Here is a 16,950-nt window from a genome sequence, read left to right as displayed (position 1 = left end):
CCTGCCACGAAGCACCGCCGCCGGTCAAGCCGGTCGGTGCACGGGCAGGCGCTCGCTCAGCTGGTCAGCGCAACCCGCAGGAACTCGGGGATCGGGCCGTTCCAGGCACCGTCCTCGACCGCCGTGATCGTCGGTGCCGGCGCACGGTCGCGACCGCTATCGCGACCCCGCTCTTCGTGACGTCCACGTCCATCGTCGCGGCCACGCCCGTCGTTCCGCCCGCGATCATCGGCGCGCCCGCGCGTCTCGTCACGCTCGCGCCGCCCCCGCTCACGGCGCGGCGCTTCTTCCACCGGACGCTCGGCCCGCGGCGCATCCTCGACCGGGCGCTCGGCCCGCGGCGCATCCTCGACCGGGCGCTCGGCCGGATGCCCGGCGCGCGCCGACGGCACCCGCCGCGTCCGCCGCTCAGGCTCCGCCGCCACCGGCGGTTGCTCGTCCACGACCCGCTCACGCCGCTTCTCGCGTCGCGGCCGCTCGCCACGTGGCGTCTCCGCAACCACCGCCGCCGCCTCGGGCAATGCCTCGATCCGCGGGATCTTCTGCCCGGTCAGCTTCTCGATATTCTCGATGTTCTCGACATCATCCGGCCCGACGAACGTATAGGCGATGCCGGTCGCCCCGCCGCGTCCGGTACGCCCGATGCGGTGGACGTAATCGTCGGGGTGCCATGGTGCGTCATAGTTGAAGACGTGGCTCACGCCCTTCACGTCCAGCCCGCGCGCCGCGACGTCACTGGCGACCAGGATGTCGACCTCGCCACGCTTGAATTTCTCCAGTTCCGCCACCCGTGCCGGCTGGTCCATGTCGCCATGGATCTCGCCGCTGGAGATGCCGTGTTCCTTCAGGCTCTTGTTCAGCTCGCGCACGGTGGTCTTGCGATTGCAGAACACGATCGCGTTGCGCACGTCCTCGCGAGCCAGCAGCGTGCGCAGCATCTTGCGCTTCTCGAACGACGGCCCCTTCACCGGCACCACCCACTGCGTGATGTTGGTGTTGGTGGTGGCGGGGCGTGCGACCTCGATCGTCTTGGGATTGGTCAGGAAGCGGTCGGCCAGCTTCTTGATCGGGGCGGGCATCGTCGCGGAGAACAGCAGCGTCTGGCGCTGCGCGGGCAGCTTGGTGCAGATTTCCTCGATATCGGGGATGAACCCCATGTCGAGCATCCGGTCCGCCTCGTCGATCACCAGCATAGAGCAACCGGTCAGCAGGATCTTGCCGCGCCCGAACAGGTCCATCAGCCGGCCCGGCGTCGCGATCAGCACGTCGACGCCCTTTTCCAGCGCCTTCACCTGATCGCCCATCTGCACGCCGCCGATCAGCAGCGCCATCGATAGCTTGTGGTACTTGCCGTAGATCTCGAAATTCTCGGCGACCTGCGCGGCCAGTTCGCGCGTCGGCTCCAGGATCAGGCTGCGCGGCATCCGCGCGCGGCTGCGGCCCTGCGCCAGGATGTCGATCATCGGCAGCACGAAGCTGGCGGTCTTGCCCGTGCCCGTCTGTGCCACGCCGATGATGTCGCGCATCATCAACACGGGGGGGATCGCGCTGGCCTGGATCGGCGTCGGCTCGGTATAGCCGGTGTCGCCAACGGCGCGGAGTAGTTCGTCGGAAAGGCCGAGGTCGGCGAAGCTCATGCGGATGTCCGGGCTGTCGGGCGGCGCGGCGTGGCGGTTCCCATCGCCTTCCGCGCTTCCCGATCCGCCGCGCAAAGTCAAGGAATTTGCGCCGCGACGGGGGCGATCGGCGCTATTTCCCGGTCTTGCGGGGCACCAGCGCACGGAAACGCGTCACCGCGCAATAGGCGCCGGATCGCGACCGGATGCCGTCGCGCCGCGCGCACAATTGCCCGTCGGGGGTCGGCTTCAGGTAGAAACCACGATAGAAATCCAGCGTCGGGCAATCGTCGTCCAGCTTGGCGCGGATGCGCCGCGCACCACCCACGACCAGATCGACCTCGCCCTCACGGTCCACCGCCGCGCCGGTCAGCGTGTTCATGGCCACGCACGCCGGCCCCTTCTTTTCGTCCCAGCGCACTTTCGGCGCAGCGGCCGCGCGGCCGCGCATCGGGGCGGGCGACACGCGCGGCACGCGGATGATCAGGCGTTCGTGGATCGTCAGTTGCGCATATTGCACGCCGTCCATCTGCGGCGGGCTGGCCGACAGTATCAGCGGTGCCGCCGATGCGAGCAGCAGGACAGGCAGGGCGCGCAAGGTCATGTCGAGAGCGGGCCTAGCCCCTGAACGGTTGAACCCGCGATGAATTGGACGCACATCGCGGCCCAGCCAAGAGAAATCCGCATGACCGCCTCCGATCCCCGATCCGCCATATCGCGCCTTGTCACCCGGCTGGCCGACCACCTGTCGCCACGCGCGATCGTCACCGATCCGGACCTGATCGCCCCCTCGCTCACCGACTGGCGACGGCGCTTCCACGGGGCCGCGACGTTGCTGCTCGCCCCCGCCACCGTCGCGGAGGTGCAGGCGATCGTGCACGCCGCCCGCGCCGAAGGCGTGCCGCTGGTGCCACAGGGGGGGAACAGCTCGATGGTCGGCGGTGCCACCCCACCCGCCGACGGTCGCGCCGCGATCCTGTCGCTGCGCCGGCTGAACCGGCTGCGCCACCTTGATGCGGAGGGCGGGCTTGCGATCGCCGAGGCCGGGGTGATCCTGTCCGACCTGCACGACGCCGCACTGGGCGTCCGCCGCCGCTTCCCGCTGTCGCTGGGGGCCAAGGGCGTGGCGACGGTCGGCGGGCTCGTCTCGACCAACGCCGGCGGCACGCAGGTGCTGCGTTTCGGGACGATGCGCGCGCTGGTCGCCGGGGTGGAGGCGGTGCTGCCCGACGGGTCTCTGCACGACGGGCTGGCCGCGCTGAAGAAGGACAATCGCGGCTACGACCTCGATCAGTTGCTGATCGGCGCGGAGGGAACGCTGGGTGTGGTCACCGCCGCGACGCTGCGGCTGGTGCCCGCGGTCGCTGCGCGCTGCGTTGCATGGGTCGGCCTTGCCTCGCCGGATGCCGCGATGAAGCTGCTGCGCCGTTTCCAGCACGCCACCCCCGCGCTGGAGAGTTTCGAGCTGCTGCCCGCCGAATCGCTGGGCGCGGTCCTGGCGCACATTCCCGGCACCCGTGCGCCGCTGGCGGGGGGGCACCCATGGCACGTCTTGCTGGAGGTCACCGGCGACACGCCCGACGCCGATCCCGCCGCGCTGGTCGAGCGCGTGCTCGCCACCGCATTGGAGGACGGCCTCGCCGCCGATGCCACGCTCGCCGCCAGCGAAGCCCAGGCGGAAGCGTTCTGGCGCATCCGCGACTCGATCTCCGATGCGGAACGCGCCACCGGTCCGGCGGCGCAGCACGACATCTCGGTGCCCGTGGCGGCGATGCCACGCTTCATGGTCGAGGCGGCGGCGGCGTGCGATGCGCGCTTCCCCGGCACCCGCGCCTCCGGCTTCGGCCATCTCGGCGACGGCAACGTCCACTTCCACGTTCGCGCCGCGCCCGGCACCGATCCCGCGCATTGGTATGCCGATCAGGTGCCGGTCGTCTCCGCGTTCGTCCACGACCTGGTCGTCGCGGCGGGCGGCTCGATCTCGGCGGAGCACGGCATCGGCCAGATGAAGCGCCACGAACTCGAACGGCTGGGGCCACCGGCACGCCTGACGGCGTTGCGCGCGATCAAGCGCGCGTTCGATCCGGACCAGCTGTTCAACCCGGGCAAGCTGGTGACGCTTGCGCCGGACGCGCCCACGCAATAGCACATGGCGCTGTCCGGGGGGGCGGCAGGACGCGACGCCCCCGCGCGCCATCACGCATAAAACCGTCCGTTCTGGAGATTCCCATGGCCAGCGCGCCGCAACTTCCGCTCTTCTACAATGGCCTGGAGCCGCTTTCGAGCGAGGTCCACGCCAATTACAAGGTGAAGCCGTCCGACACCGCGCCCTTCCTGGTCGGTCAGCACGCGATCCCGGTCACCGTCGAAGAGTTTCCGCTGATCCAGCGGCACATGCCGATCGTCTTCTCCTCGGGCGAGGATGCGATTCCGATCGCGCTGATGGGCCTGAACGAGGGCGTGAACGTGTTCATGTCGGACGAAGGGCGGCTGCTCGACGAGAACACCTACGTCCCGGCCTATATCCGCCGCTACCCCTACATGCTGGCTCGGCTGCGCCCGGATGCGGACGAGCTGTCGCTGTGCTTCGACCCGTCGTCGCCGACGATCGGCGCCTTTGACGAGGGCGATGCACTGTTCACCGACGGGAAGCCGTCGGAACTGACGCAGAACATTCTGAAGTTCAACGAGAACTTCGAGCAGGCCGCCGCCCGCACCTCGCAGTTCATGAAGGAGGTCAAGGAACTGGACCTGCTGATGGAGGGTGAAGTCACCATCCAGCAGGACGGGATCGACCAGCCCTTCATTTACCGCGGCTTCCAGATGATCGACGAGAAGAAACTGTCGGACCTGCGTGGCGACCAGCTGCGCAAGATCTCGCAGTCGGGCATGCTCCCGCTGCTGTACGCGCACCTCTTCTCGCTGGCGCTGATGCGCGACGTGTTCGCGCGGCAGGTGAAGCTGGGCAGGATGCCGCAGCCGCAGCTGAACGCCTGATCTGCGACGCAAAGGAAACGCGATGGCCACCCGCCTGCCCGTGACGCAACGTTACTCGGCGGTGGCCATCGCTTTCCACTGGACGATCGCGCTGCTCGTGATCGTCAATCTGATCGTCGGCATCGGGCACGACACGCTGCCCGCGCTGCGCGCATGGAGGCCCGGGCACAAGGCGATCGGCATCACCGTGCTGGCGTTGACGGTGCTGCGCGTCGCATGGCGGCTCGCGCATCGTCCGCCGCCGTTGCCCGCCTTCACCCCCCGCTGGGAACGCGGCGTCGCGCATGCCACGCACTGGGCGCTCTACCTGCTACTGCTGTTGATGCCGCTGTCCGGCTGGGCGATGGTCTCCGGGCCGGAGGGCCGCCGCCCGCTGACGTGGTTTGGCGCGTTCGACCTGCCCTACCTGCCCGTGTCCGGCACGACGGCGGGCGCGGGGCACGAAGCGCACGCGTTGCTCGGCTGGGTGATGCTCGCGCTCGTCGTGCTGCACGTCGCCGCGGCGCTGCGGCATCACCTCATCCTGCGCGATTCGCTCCTGCTGCGCATATTGCCGCGCGGTACCCGCTGAACCTTCCCCATGTTGGCGAAATCGCCGTTTCGCGTCAGCTCGGCGACTGGAAGGACGCGGCCAAGCCCCTGTTATCCCACGACTCCCACGCCGCGACGCTCGCCTCATCGCAAGTTGCGAATGTTTTGCAACGCAGGTCTTGCAACCAAAACCATAGCGCCTAAGTTATGCAGGTACGGCGCTCGTGTCCCCCCTTTCGCGAGCCCGTATGACACGCCTCGGCGTGTCTCCTCCCTGAACCTAGGCCACCGGGTGCACGCACCCGGTGGTTTTTTTCATTCTGCGGCGTCGGGGATGGAAAACGGGGGGAGCGGCGGCGCGACCGCCCCGTCCGCCAGCGCCTGCTCGGCCAGCGCATCGATGATCGCGCGCAGCACGCGCACCGTCGCCCCCGCGCCCGCGCCCGGCTGGTCCAGCCGCCGGTCGAGATACAGCGCGCGGTCGATCTCCAGCTGAATCGCATGCACGCCGTGCTGTGGCGCGCCGTGCCGCTCCAGGATGTGCCCGCCCGCATAAGGCGTGTTCAGCGCGTGATGCAGCCCGCAGCGCCCCAGCGCCTCCTCCACCCGCGCCACGAACCGCCCCGCCGCCGCGCGTCCGAACCGGTCGCCGATCACCAGCCGCGCACGTCCGCCCGCGATCGGCGGCATGGAATGGATATCCAGCAGCACCGCGCATCCGAAACGCGCCCGTGCCGCCGCCAGCACCTGCGCCAGCGCATCGTGGTAGGGGCGATGGTCGGCGGCGATCCGCGCCTCCACCTCGGCCGCGGTCAGCCGGCACCGCCACAGCTCGCCCGCCGCCGCGGTCCGCCGCGGGACCAGCCCGATACCGGCACGCACCTTCGCCGATCCCGCCCCGGCGGGGCACGCCCCGTCGTCCAGCAACGGGTCGCGCTCGTCCTCGGCGCGGTTCAGGTCGATCCACGCGCGCGGCGCAGTCTGCAGCAACAGGGTCTCGCCCCCGCACGCCGCCAGCGCGATCGCGTCGACGTGCCGGTCCTCCAGCGCGGCGAGGCTCGCCATCGGCGCGCGCAAGGCCATGCGCAGCGCGGCGGGATATTCGCGCCCCGCGTGCGGCACCGACAGCACCACCGGGCTTTCGGGCACCTTGTCGCCGATCATGCGGAAAGAGAGCGTCATTCCCGACCACCCTATGGAAGCTGGCGCGCCACCGCAACGTGTCGTCGCTGCGGGCGCGTTCACCATCTCCGCTGGTGGAAAAATCAACGCCCTTCGCGCATATATAGCCGCGAACGGGAGTTTGATGATCGCGATGATACGGATTCTGCTGGCCGAAGACGATGCGGTGATGCGCGAGTATCTGGCGCGTGCGCTGGAGCGTTCGGGCTATCACGTCACCTCGGTCGATCGCGGCACTGCCGCCTTGCCGCTGCTGGAGCGTGAGCGGTTCGACCTGTTGCTCACCGACATCGTCATGCCGGAAATGGATGGAATCGAACTGGCGCAGAAGGCGCAGGAACTCGCCCCGGGCATGCGGGTGATGTTCATCACCGGCTTTGCGGCGGTCACGCTGAAGGCCGGCAATGCGATGCCGCAGGCCCGCGTCCTGTCCAAGCCGTTCCACCTGCGCGATCTGGTGCTGGAGGTCGATCGCCTGTTCGATACCGGCACCGCGAACGAACTGATCTGACGGGCGCGCGGGGGCCCTGCGGGAGAAAACGTAAAATCCCGCTTGCGTGCACCCCGACCACCCGTTAGAGGCGCCTCCCTACGGAGGGCGTGTAGCTCAGTGGTAGAGCACTGTGTTGACATCGCAGGGGTCGCAAGTTCAATCCTTGCCACGCCCACCATAAAAAAGCCTCGGGTGTCTCCGGACATCCGGGGCTTTTTACTTTTCCGCCGAACGCTCCTCGAATCTGCGGCTCGCCCTCACCGCTGGATGTGACCGCCCGGTGGCCACGCCGGCCCGCGTCGCAGCGCCCGGTACCGCGAACCTCCGCATCCCACTCCACCGCCCGCGATTCGGGCGCACGCATCGTCGAACGCCGCGTCATCCGGGTTCGGTCGACCGATGTTAGCGCCACCATCATATTCACGCCAAGACGAGGCGACGGCACGCCAAGACCACGGCCAACAGGTTAACACGCCATAAACCCAACCTATAAACCCCATCGTGGGGCGTGCCCGGTATCTGGGGAGATATCGAGCATGGGTGGGAAGTAAATCAACATGTTGACGTCGATCTACAACGCCTACAGCGTTGCCGATTACTTGAATGACCAGCAATGGGCCGGCGGCCGTCTGGACGCGATCCAGCTGCACGGCGGTACGGCGGGTTGGAAGGACTGGCTGTCGTCGGTGCAGTGGCAGGCGGACATGTTCGCCAATCAGGACATCGACATCATGTGGTCGATCCCGCTGATCCCGTACGGCGCGACGCTGGGCGAGGCCGGCGCGGGCAAGCACGACGCCAAGTTCCTGGCAATGGCGGAGCAACTGGCGGCCAATTCGCGCGGCGATGACAAGATCTACGTCCGGCTGGGCTGGGAGTTCAACGGCAACAACTGGAATTCGTCGTCCGCGGTCGGCGAGCCGGAGAATTACGTCGCGGCGTTCCGCAAGTTCGTCGACATCGCGCGCACCGTTTCCGACAAGTTCGTTTTCGAATGGTGCCCCGGACTGGACGTGTGGGACATGAATCCCGAGGCCGCCTATCCCGGCGACAAGTACGTCGACGTCATCGGTGTCGACATGTACTATAACACCGCGTGGCATAACAAGGATGCGGCGCTCGCGTTCGACTGGTTCGTCAAGCAGCCCTATGGCCTGCAATGGCAGCAGGATTTCGCCGCGGCGCACGGCAAGCAGACCGCGGTCGGCGAATGGGGCCTCAACAGCGACTCTCCCGAATTCGTCAAGATGGCGATGCAGTGGATGGCCGACCACGACATGGTGTACCAGAATTACTGGGAATCGAACGCCGCCTTCAAGGGCGAGCTGAGCGAGGGCCAATACAAGAAGGCTGCCGCCGCTTATCTGTCGATGCTGGATCAGGTGGCGAAGCCCGCCGGGATCACCATCACCTCGGCGGTCGATCGCGCCCTCGGCGCGAACGATGCAGCGCTGACGCTGACCGGCAATGCGATTCGCGGGTCGGGCAATGCCGGCGACAACGTCATCACCGGCAACACGCGCGACAACGAACTGTTCGGCGCGGCCGGCAATGACAAGATGTACGGCGGCGCAGGCAACGATCGCCTCGACGGCGGCGCGGGCCGCGACACGCTGGTCGGCGGCATCGGCAACGACACCTACATCGTCGACAACGTGGGCGACAAGGTGGTGGAGCGCGCCGGCGAGGGTACCGATACCGTCTATGCCAGGGTCGACTACACGCTGGGGGCCAACGTCGAGAATTTGTACATGGTCACCGGTGCCAACAAGGGCACCGGCAACGATCTCGACAACAACATCTACGGCAATGCCGGCAACGACACGCTGAAGGGCATGGATGGCGACGACTGGCTGCGTGGCTACACCGGCGACGATGCGCTGTTCGGCGGCGCGGGCCGCGATACGCTGCACGGGCACGAGGGCAACGACTATCTCGACGGCGGGACCGGTGCGGACGTCATGGAGGGCGGGATCGGCGACGACACCTATGTCGTCGACCATGTCGGGGACAAGGTGATCGAATATGTCACCAACGGGCAGGGTGGCGTCGACACCGTCTATTCGTCGATCGACTACACGCTGGCCGCCAATGTCGAGCACCTCTACCTCACTGGCGAGGCGCGCGTCGGCACCGGCAACAACCTGGCCAACGGGCTGAACGGCACGGCCGGCAACGACACGCTGTCGGGGTTGGGCGGTGACGACTGGCTGCGTGGCAACGCCGGGAACGACCAGTTGTTCGGCGATGCCGGCAACGACTGGTTGTTCGGCGGAGCGGGCGACGACCGGCTCGACGGCGGCACCGGCATCGACACGATGCAGGGCGATGGCGGCAACGACACCTATATCGTCGATCATGTCGCCGATGTGGTGGTCGAGGCGGCGGGGGCCGCGGGCGGACGCGACATCGTCTTCGCCTCGGTCAGCTACGCGCTGTCGGCCAATGTCGAGGATCTCACGCTGACCGGCACGGCGGTCGCCGCGACCGGCAACGCGCTGGACAATGTGATCCGCGGCAATGCGGCGAACAACGTCATCACCGGCGGCGCGGGCGACGACACGCTCTACGGCGGCGGCGGTGCGGATATCTTCGCCTTCGCGCGCGGTTCGGGCAAGGACGTCATCGCCGACTTCGGGCGCGGCGACCGCATCGATCTGGATGCGTGGCACTCGGCCGGCGCACCGACGGTCAACGACGTCCACGGCGGCGCGCTGATCGATCTGGGCGGCGGGAACTCGATCCTGGTGGCGGGCGTCACCGCCGACCATCTGTCGTTCACCGGCGGCGGGTTCGGCTTTATCTGATCCGTCGCGCGGGGCGGCAAAACCGCCGTCCCGCGCGATGGTTCCGGTACGGCGGCGGTTGGGCGGAAACCGTCCCGAAGTCGGGCATTGTTAAGAACAATCATTACTTGTCCACGGGATGCCATACCTGCATCATCGTCGTAGATGACAGGGATGGTAACGATGTTGAAGATGATGGGCGCGGTGGCCGCACTGGCCGTCGCCGCGCCGGCGATGGCCGCACCGGCGACGGTGACGGTGACCGGAACGGTGATGAGTGGCGTCGATGTCGGGGGGCAATTCGGCGCGGCGGGCACCAGCCTGATCGGGCAGCCGTTCAGCGCGATCTTCACGATCGATGCGGCGTCGGGCAGTTCGATGTTCGAAACGGCGACCTCCGCCAACCTGTACGGCACCGGCCCGGCCTCGCCGGTCAGCGCGGTGCTGACGATCGGCGGCGGCAGCTATCGCTTCGCCGGATCGTACAGCGGCCGCGCGCGGGTCAACGACACCGCCGGGCGCGGCGGCACCGATGCGGTCGAGTATTTCGTGGAGGATACCGACTTCGCGCTGCGCCCCAACGACAACACGCTGCTCAGCCTCGGCTTCGATACGTTGCGCGACGTGCTGGCCGGCGCCGATTTCACCAACGTCGATGCCGCCGGCCTGACCCTGGCCGACAATGCCAAGGGCTTCGTGAAGATCGCCAACCGCGACCCCGTCACCGGCACGTTCGGCGCGCCGACCTATGCCGATCTGGCGATCAGCACGATCCGCGCACAGGCCGCCGCGCCGGTACCGGAACCCGCCACCTGGGCGATGATGCTCTCCGGCTTCGCGTTGGCCGGCGTCGCGCTGCGCCGCCGCCCGCGCGTGGCGGCACGGGTCCGCTTCGCCTGACGATCGCGTCGGGAAACGCGGCTCGACGCGTTTCCCGACAATCTCTACGCCGGTTCGCGTCTCGAAGGGAGAAGCGACGATGCGGCTGTTCGTGTTCGGTTTGGGCTATGCCGCGCGCGCCATCGCGGCGGCGGCCGGCGCGCCGCTGCTCGCCACCACCCGTGACGGGCGTGACGGCACGATCCGCTTCGACGATGACGACGCGGTCCGCGCCGGGGTGGCGGCCAGCACGCACGTGCTGTCTTCCGTTCCGCCCGACGAGGACGGCGACCCGGTGCTGCGCCGCCATGCCGGCCTTCTCGACGGGCGCTGGCTGGGCTATCTTTCCTCGACCGGCGTGTACGGCGACACCGCCGGGGCATGGGTGGACGAACGCGCGCCTGCCGATCGTGGCCGCCGGCACCTGCGCAACGATGCCGATGCGGCGTGGCTGGCGGCCGGCGCGCGCGTGTTCCGGCTGCCCGGCATCTATGGTCCGGGACGATCGCCGCTGGTCCGCGTCGCGGAGGGGCAGGCCCATCGCACCGGCATCGTCGGACAGGTATTCAGCCGCGTGCACGTCGCCGACCTCGCCGATGGGGTCGTGGCCGGGTTCGACGCGCCGCCGGGCGCCTATAATCTCGCCGACGACGAACCAGCGGCGCAGGACCATGTCGTCGCTTATGCCGCCGCGCTGCTCGGCCTGCCCGCGCCGTCCATCGTGCCGCTGGAGGCACTGTCGCCCGCCGCACGCAGCTTCCACGCCGAAAACCGCCGCGTCGCCAATGGCAAGGCGAAGCGCGTGCTGGGGTGGCGCCTGCGCTACCCCGATTACCGCGCCGGCCTGCGCGCCCTCAGCGCGATGACCAGCCCGACTGCGGCCAGCCCCGCCCCCGCACCGGCCAGCAGCGTCCAGCGATAGCCCTCGAACACCGTCGACAGCAGCATCGCGATCACCGGCACGATCACGCCGTTATACGCCGCCTTCGCCGGCCCGATCGTGCGGATGATCCGGAAATACAGCGTAAAGGCCAGCGCGGAGGCGATGATGCCCAGGTACAGCACCCCCGCGACATAGCCGGGCCGCGCGTCGAACACCGGCGCGCCGGTCGTCGCCCATGCCCATCCCGCGTCGAGTGCCGCACCGATCAGCATCGCGGTCGCCAGCGTCGGGATCATCGGATAGCGCGCCGCGGTCTTCGTCGCCTGCATCACGTTCGCACTGGACGCCGACAGCACCGCACACAGCGTCAGCGCGATCCCGACCAGCGATTCGGTCGGCCCGCGGGGGTCGCTGCGCGCTTCCTGCACGAACAGCAGCGCCACCCCGCTCATCGCCACCGCGGAGCCGACCAGCAATTGCCGCCCCAGCCGCTGCCCCAGGAAGATGCGCGCGAACAGTGCGTTGGGAACCAGCAGCAGCGCAAAGATCACCGCCACCAGTCCGGAGGTGATATGCTCCTCCGCGCGGTAGACGAAGTTGAAGTTCAGCACGAACTGCAACATGCCCAGCGTCGCGGCGAACCGCCAGAAGCCGGATTGCGCGAACAGCGCGCGCGTCCCCGGCGCACGCTGCCACGCCGCCACGCCCGCCAGCGTCACGCCCGCGACGAGGAACCGGTAACTGACCGACCAGCTCGCCGGCACCGCCACCGCGCCGCCGCCGTGCAACTGGTCGCGGATCACGATCCACGTCGATCCCCAGATCAACACCACCAGCGCGAACGGCACCAGCACTGCCGCGCGCGTGCTGTTGGGCGGGTCGGCTGGCGCGTTCACAACGCCGCGATCGCGTCGGCCAGCGGCCGGATCTCCTCGGCGCGCTGGTTCCAGCTGACCACCAGCCGCGCCTCGCCCGCACCCCAGTCGTAGAAATCGAATCCGGCCGCGCGCAACGTCGTCGCCTCCGCCGCGGTGACGCGCAGGAACACCTCGTTCGCCTCGACCGGATGAAGCAGCCGCTCCCCCGCCGCTGCCGCCAGCAACGCCGCGCCGGCATTCGCGCCGCGCGCGCAATCGAGCCACACATCGTCCTCGATCATCGCCAGCAATTGCGCCGCCAGATAACGCCCCTTCGACAGCAAATGCCCCGCGCGCTTGCGGCGATACAGCGTCGCCTCGGCCAGTTCGTGGTCGAAGAACACCAGCGCCTCGGCGTTCATTCCGCCGTTCTTGACGAAGCCGAAGCTCAGCGCATCGGCCCCGCCGCGCCACGTCAGGTCGGCGGGCGACGCGTTGGTGGCCACCACCGCATTGGCGAAGCGCGCGCCGTCGATATGGAAGCCAAGTTTACGCTCCCTGGCCAGCGCGCCCAGCGCCGCGACCTCGGCGGGGGTGTAGACGCGGCCATATTCGGTGGCGTTGGTGATCGACATCGCATGCGGCCGCTGCTGGTGGACGTCGTAGCGTTGCCGGTCCAGCACCGCCGCGGCGGTGGCGGGGGTCAGCTTCGCGCCCTCGCCCTCGGCCAGCAACAGCTTGGCGCCATGCGTGAAGAATTCCGGCGCGCCGCATTCGTCGTTCTGGATATGCGCCTCGCGGTGGCACAGCACCGCGCCGTGCGGCGGACACAGCGCGGCCAGCGCAAGGCAATTGGCGGCGGTGCCGCTCGGCACCCACAGCACGCGCACGCTCGTCTCGAACAAGGCGGAGAAGCGCTCGTCCAGCGCCTTGGACCAGCGATCGCCGTCATAGGCGGTGTCGAGCGTATCCGCCGCGGCGATCGCGCGCAGCACGGCGGGGTGGACGGGGGCGGCATTGTCGGAAAAGAAGCGCATGGCCAATGCCTTCGGCCACGCGGGCCGAAGGGTCAATATCACGCGTCAGCCCGCGTCACCGTCGCCGCGCGAGCGCATCCGTCATCCGCCGCACCCGACTGTTGCGCTGCCCGCTTTCCCAGACGAGGAACAGCGCTATCGCCAGCGTGACCAGGTTCTTGATCCCGAAGAAATTCCACAGGAACCCGGTGGTGTAGCCGCCATAAAGCGAGCTCATCATCCGGCCGAGCAGGATCGAGGCGATCCAGTTCCCCTGCGCGATCGTCTGCGCCAGCATGTTCATGACGAAGGCATGGAAGGCGGCGATGATCGACGAGACGATCAGCAGCCCGACGATCCCCATCGTCATCAGCAGATAGGGGTAGAGCGAGAAGACGAAGCCCGTGCCCCCCTCCATTGCCCAGCCGAGCAATCGTGAGGCGGTGAACGGCTGCATCACATAATACAGGCCGAACCGCGTGCCCGCCGTCGTCGCATCCTGCTCGCCCGGCTTCATCCATGCCGCGATGTCCGCGCCCAGCGCGCGATCGTCGAGCCGCGATGTCGCCAGGTATTTGTCGTCGACGACGTACCACAGCTGCCCCTGCAACGCGACGCGGTCGCTGTAGCGCTGCACCGCATGATCGAAATTGGTCAGCGCGCCGTACGCGATCAGCACCGCCGGCACCGTCGTCACGACGATCGCCAGCGAGATGCCGCCGATCGCGCCGGTCGGGATTGAACGGTCGTTGGCGATATGCACCAGCCCGACCGGGATCGAGAAGATGCTCAGGATCATCAGCAAAGAAGTGAATTTCTCACCGAACAGCACCGACAACGCCAGCAACCACACCAATATCAACACGCCGCGCAGCCGATAACCGGGAATGCACGCCAGCGCGCCGATGAACGGCACCAGCACCGGGCGGTTGGTCAGCCACGCCGAATAGATCGGCGAATCGATCTTGTGGAGGAAGACGAAGCGGTCGATGTGGGAGATCAGCGGAAAGCCGTTGTTGATCCCCAGCCGCACCAGATACACCGTGGCCGCGCCCAGCACGACCAGCAATCCTATCCAGATCACCTTGCCCTGCGGCTGCCAGCGGGTCGGCGCGTCGCGGAACAATTGCTTCAGCCGCGGCCACGCCGCCTCGACCACGAAGGTCGCGGTCAGGAAGAACAGCAGATAGATCAGCAACAGCCGCGTGAACGCTCCGGTGGCCCGTCCGGTGATGTTCGTCTCGATCATGAACGCGCCGCCCTCGATCGCCGCGCCCGAGATGAACTCGGTGATGCGCAGCGCCAGCAACGGTACGAACAGCAGGAAAGTCGCCGGCGAGGTGCGCAGCAACCCGAAGCACATCGACCCGAACAGCGCCAGCGCGAGATAGGCCCATGCCGCGGACGGCGCGGTGACCGCGCCGAACGCCGCCAGCGCCGCCAGCAGGAAATGGATCGCGAACATGCCGCCGAACGACCGCGCGCGCTGGCCGTACGGAGTGAACGCGACTCGCGCGCCGGGCGTGCGCCGTGCGGACGGCAGCCGGTCTGCGCCTACGAGCGCCATATGGTGGTCCCCATATGCTGGTCCTTGTCGTGATCGATGGTGAGACATGCTGATAGCGTGCACCGCACCATCGACGCAACCGCATGACGGATCGTGCCATTCGGACGGCCGGCAAACGCGGCGGAACGGGGTCGCGATCGGGCGGCCGCTCTCGAACCGCTCGCCGCGACGCGCTAAGAGGCGGTCGATCTGCCGTGGAGGGTTCGTTGATCCATATGCCCGCACCGCCGGTCGGCGCTGCCCCGCCCTTCGCCCCGATGACAGGATTGACCTCATGATGCGCCCGCCCCGCCTGTTCGCCACCTTCGCGCTGGCGGTCGCCACCTGCTGCTCCCCCGCGCCGTCGCAACCCGCCCCGTCGCCCTCCGCCACTCCGGCGGGTGCGGACTGGGTGACGCTTGCCACCGCGGCACGGCAATCGCCCGCGCAAGGCGACGGGTTGCGCCGGCAATGGACGGGTGCGGACGGGGGGCAGGTCTCGGTCGCGGTGATCGCACCGCGCATCGCGGGCCGTCCGGTGATCGCGCTGCGTCCCGTCGCCGGGGACAATGCGCCCGCGATCGCCGCGGCGCTGGCGCGGTTGCGCGCGGCAGGCGGCGGGACGTTGCGGCTCGCGCCCGGCACGTGGCCGATCGCGGGGGGGCCGCCGGGGCTGGCGCTCGACCGGCTCAGCGACGTGCTGATCGACGGCTCCGGCGCGAAGCTGGTGTTCGCCAATTGGGGCGACGGCATCCTCATCAGCCGTGCGGAGCGCATCGCACTGCGCGGGCTGTCGCTCGGCTATGCCCGCCCTCCGGTGATCATGGCGCGGGTGCGCGACGGGCGGCTCGCCTTCGCCGGCGCCGCCCCGCCGCCCGGCACGCCGCTCTATCAGGTGTCGGCGGCGCCGCCGGGCGGCGCACGCGTGCTGCTGGGCAAGGCGGGCAAGCCGCTCGGCGCGGACGGCACGGTGCCCGGCGGGCTGGAGGGTTTCGCGCCTGATCAGCCGGTTCAGGTAAAGCTGGCGTGGTATCGCGGCGGCACGATCCGCATCGGCGATCCCGGCAACGTGCCCGTCTCGCACGACATCACGCTCGACGGCGTCACCGTCCGCGATTCGGCCGGCAGCGGCGTGGTCGCGGACCTGATGGGACGCGGGCTGGCGATCGTCGGCGCGCAGATCGGCGTCCGCGGCGCCGGCAGCGCGATCGCCTATGACGCGTTCCACGTCACCGCCGCGGGTGGCGACATCCTGGTCGAGAACAGCGACTTCACCGGCAGCGGCGACGATGCGATCAACATCGCCGCCCCGATCCTCGACGCCGCACTCGATCCCGGCGGGGCCACCGCCACGCTCGGCGGCAACGTGTCGCCGGTGTACCCCGGCGTGCGGCTGGCCTTGTTCGACGCCTCGTTGCAATTGGTCGGCACCGCGCAGGTCGCGCAACGCGCACCGCGCGGGGCGGACAACCGGGTGCGCGTCACCTTCGCCACGCCGGTTGGGGCGGGCGCGGTGCGTTATGCCCGCAACATGGATCTGCTGGCGCAACGCTATGCGATCGTCGGCAATCGGTTCGCCGACAGCGTCGGCCACGGCGTGCTGGCGCAGACGCCCAACGGGCTGATCCGCGACAATCAGTTCACCGGGCTGCGCTACAATGCGATCCGCTTGCTCACCAGCGCGATGTGGTACGAAGGCACCGGCGCGCTCAACGTCGTCGTCGCGGGCAACCGCATCGCCGAGACCGGGCAGGACACGCGCCCCGGGCGCGTCTGGGCGGCGATCACCGTGTTCGCCGAACTGGCGGGCGGCAATGGCATCGCCCCGCTCGCATCCGTGCCGCTCAACGCGCGACTGCTGATCCGCGACAACCGCATCACCGGCGTCGATCAGGGCTGCATCGCGATCTCCAACGCCACCGACGTGACGGTGAAGAACAATCGCTGCACCGCGTTCGGCCGCAAACCGGGCGGGGTGCGGATGCTCGCCGAACGCGCCGATCTCGCCGCCGGGCTGGCGCAATTGCCCGCCAAGGGCGCGTATATCGCACGCGGCGACGGCATGTGGGTCGACGCCGCCACCACCGCCCGGATCGCCGTCGACACGCCGCGCTGAACCACCGGCGGGGCGTTCGGTGCTTGCGCCGGGCGGAACCCCGCGTCT

At 68.8% G+C, this 16,950-nt stretch carries 14 protein-coding genes and 1 tRNA gene; 9 read left to right on the top strand and 6 right to left on the bottom strand.

Annotated elements, in window-relative coordinates; genetic code table 11:
• Positions 1 to 56: 56 nt before the first annotated feature.
• Together ASE95_RS11675 and ASE95_RS11670 are read right to left on the bottom strand one after the other, a co-directional pair.
• Complete coding sequence (locus tag ASE95_RS11675) at positions 57 to 1,637, bottom strand: DEAD/DEAH box helicase (RefSeq protein WP_056636839.1); 1,581 nt, start codon at positions 1,635 to 1,637, stop codon at positions 57 to 59.
• A gap of 112 nt (positions 1,638 to 1,749) precedes the next feature.
• Positions 1,750 to 2,220 (bottom strand): hypothetical protein, encoded by a 471-nt coding sequence (locus ASE95_RS11670; RefSeq protein WP_056636392.1) that lies wholly within the window; start codon positions 2,218 to 2,220, stop codon positions 1,750 to 1,752.
• An 81-nt stretch (positions 2,221 to 2,301) separates the two neighbouring features.
• Here ASE95_RS11670 and ASE95_RS11665 point away from each other — a divergent pair, with 81 nt between their 5' ends.
• The 3 genes from ASE95_RS11665 to ASE95_RS11655 all read left to right on the top strand — a co-directional run bounded on the left by ASE95_RS11665 (position 2,302) and on the right by ASE95_RS11655 (position 5,184).
• Positions 2,302 to 3,762: an FAD-binding oxidoreductase gene (locus tag ASE95_RS11665; protein ID WP_056636390.1), complete on the top strand. Its 1,461-nt coding sequence runs from the start codon at positions 2,302 to 2,304 to the stop codon at positions 3,760 to 3,762.
• 83 nt (positions 3,763 to 3,845) lie between these two features.
• Complete coding sequence (locus ASE95_RS11660) at positions 3,846 to 4,613, top strand: SapC family protein (RefSeq protein WP_056636388.1); 768 nt, start codon at positions 3,846 to 3,848, stop codon at positions 4,611 to 4,613.
• Between the two features lie 22 nt (positions 4,614 to 4,635).
• Entirely contained in the window at positions 4,636 to 5,184 is a 549-nt protein-coding gene (locus tag ASE95_RS11655; RefSeq protein WP_056636385.1) for a cytochrome b, read from the top strand.
• A 275-nt stretch (positions 5,185 to 5,459) separates the two neighbouring features.
• Here the strand turns inward: ASE95_RS11655 and ASE95_RS11650 are convergent, their stop codons facing one another.
• Complete coding sequence (locus ASE95_RS11650) at positions 5,460 to 6,326, bottom strand: N-formylglutamate amidohydrolase (protein WP_056636383.1); 867 nt, start codon at positions 6,324 to 6,326, stop codon at positions 5,460 to 5,462.
• Positions 6,327 to 6,459: 133 nt separating this feature from the next.
• Here ASE95_RS11650 and cpdR point away from each other — a divergent pair, with 133 nt between their 5' ends.
• From cpdR to ASE95_RS11625, 5 genes are all read left to right on the top strand, one after another.
• Positions 6,460 to 6,837, top strand: coding sequence for a cell cycle two-component system response regulator CpdR (cpdR, locus tag ASE95_RS11645; protein WP_056636838.1), 378 nt, complete (start codon positions 6,460 to 6,462; stop codon positions 6,835 to 6,837).
• An 85-nt stretch (positions 6,838 to 6,922) separates the two neighbouring features.
• Positions 6,923 to 6,997, top strand: a tRNA-Val gene (locus tag ASE95_RS11640).
• 379 nt (positions 6,998 to 7,376) lie between these two features.
• Positions 7,377 to 9,626: a glycosyl hydrolase gene (locus tag ASE95_RS11635; protein WP_056636381.1), complete on the top strand. Its 2,250-nt coding sequence runs from the start codon at positions 7,377 to 7,379 to the stop codon at positions 9,624 to 9,626.
• A gap of 162 nt (positions 9,627 to 9,788) precedes the next feature.
• On the top strand, positions 9,789 to 10,505 hold the full coding sequence (locus ASE95_RS11630; RefSeq protein WP_235528295.1) for a PEPxxWA-CTERM sorting domain-containing protein: 717 nt from the start codon (positions 9,789 to 9,791) through the stop codon (positions 10,503 to 10,505).
• 79 nt (positions 10,506 to 10,584) lie between these two features.
• Entirely contained in the window at positions 10,585 to 11,406 is an 822-nt protein-coding gene (locus tag ASE95_RS11625) for a hypothetical protein (protein WP_056636377.1), read from the top strand.
• Here ASE95_RS11625 and ASE95_RS11620 read toward each other — a convergent pair.
• Genes ASE95_RS11620 through ASE95_RS11610 form a run of 3 tightly spaced genes read right to left on the bottom strand, consistent with a single transcriptional unit; the run spans position 11,316 to position 14,807 of the window.
• Positions 11,316 to 12,263 (bottom strand): DMT family transporter, encoded by a 948-nt coding sequence (locus tag ASE95_RS11620; protein WP_056636375.1) that lies wholly within the window; start codon positions 12,261 to 12,263, stop codon positions 11,316 to 11,318. The two genes, ASE95_RS11625 and ASE95_RS11620, sit on opposite strands and share 91 nt — an antisense overlap.
• A complete protein-coding gene (locus ASE95_RS11615; RefSeq protein WP_056636373.1) occupies positions 12,260 to 13,261 on the bottom strand; it encodes a threonine aldolase family protein in 1,002 nt (333 codons plus the stop codon). Before ASE95_RS11615 ends, ASE95_RS11620 begins: the two co-directional genes overlap by 4 nt.
• Before the next feature lie 55 nt (positions 13,262 to 13,316).
• Positions 13,317 to 14,807 (bottom strand): DUF6418 domain-containing protein, encoded by a 1,491-nt coding sequence (locus ASE95_RS11610; protein WP_056636371.1) that lies wholly within the window; start codon positions 14,805 to 14,807, stop codon positions 13,317 to 13,319.
• Positions 14,808 to 15,081: 274 nt separating this feature from the next.
• Between ASE95_RS11610 and ASE95_RS11605 the strand changes: the two genes are divergently transcribed.
• Entirely contained in the window at positions 15,082 to 16,902 is a 1,821-nt protein-coding gene (locus tag ASE95_RS11605) for a right-handed parallel beta-helix repeat-containing protein (RefSeq protein ID WP_056636369.1), read from the top strand.
• Positions 16,903 to 16,950: the final 48 nt, after the last annotated feature.

This window comes from Sphingomonas sp. Leaf231 (genome assembly GCF_001421995.1).
In the GTDB taxonomy this organism is placed as follows: Bacteria; Pseudomonadota; Alphaproteobacteria; order Sphingomonadales; family Sphingomonadaceae; genus Sphingomonas.
This window is presented reverse-complemented; position numbering and strand designations above follow the sequence as displayed.

Coding starts and splice junctions, on each gene's coding strand:
- ASE95_RS11675 (WP_056636839.1), bottom strand. CDS start 1,637: ATGAGCTTCGCCGACCTCGGCCTTTCCGACGAACTACTCCGCGCCGTT.
- ASE95_RS11670 (WP_056636392.1), bottom strand. CDS start 2,220: ATGACCTTGCGCGCCCTGCCTGTCCTGCTGCTCGCATCGGCGGCACCG.
- ASE95_RS11665 (WP_056636390.1), top strand. CDS start 2,302: ATGACCGCCTCCGATCCCCGATCCGCCATATCGCGCCTTGTCACCCGG.
- ASE95_RS11660 (WP_056636388.1), top strand. CDS start 3,846: ATGGCCAGCGCGCCGCAACTTCCGCTCTTCTACAATGGCCTGGAGCCG.
- ASE95_RS11655 (WP_056636385.1), top strand. CDS start 4,636: ATGGCCACCCGCCTGCCCGTGACGCAACGTTACTCGGCGGTGGCCATC.
- ASE95_RS11650 (WP_056636383.1), bottom strand. CDS start 6,326: ATGACGCTCTCTTTCCGCATGATCGGCGACAAGGTGCCCGAAAGCCCG.
- cpdR (WP_056636838.1), top strand. CDS start 6,460: ATGATACGGATTCTGCTGGCCGAAGACGATGCGGTGATGCGCGAGTAT.
- ASE95_RS11635 (WP_056636381.1), top strand. CDS start 7,377: ATGTTGACGTCGATCTACAACGCCTACAGCGTTGCCGATTACTTGAAT.
- ASE95_RS11630 (WP_235528295.1), top strand. CDS start 9,789: ATGTTGAAGATGATGGGCGCGGTGGCCGCACTGGCCGTCGCCGCGCCG.
- ASE95_RS11625 (WP_056636377.1), top strand. CDS start 10,585: ATGCGGCTGTTCGTGTTCGGTTTGGGCTATGCCGCGCGCGCCATCGCG.
- ASE95_RS11615 (WP_056636373.1), bottom strand. CDS start 13,261: ATGCGCTTCTTTTCCGACAATGCCGCCCCCGTCCACCCCGCCGTGCTG.
- ASE95_RS11610 (WP_056636371.1), bottom strand. CDS start 14,807: ATGGCGCTCGTAGGCGCAGACCGGCTGCCGTCCGCACGGCGCACGCCC.
- ASE95_RS11605 (WP_056636369.1), top strand. CDS start 15,082: ATGATGCGCCCGCCCCGCCTGTTCGCCACCTTCGCGCTGGCGGTCGCC.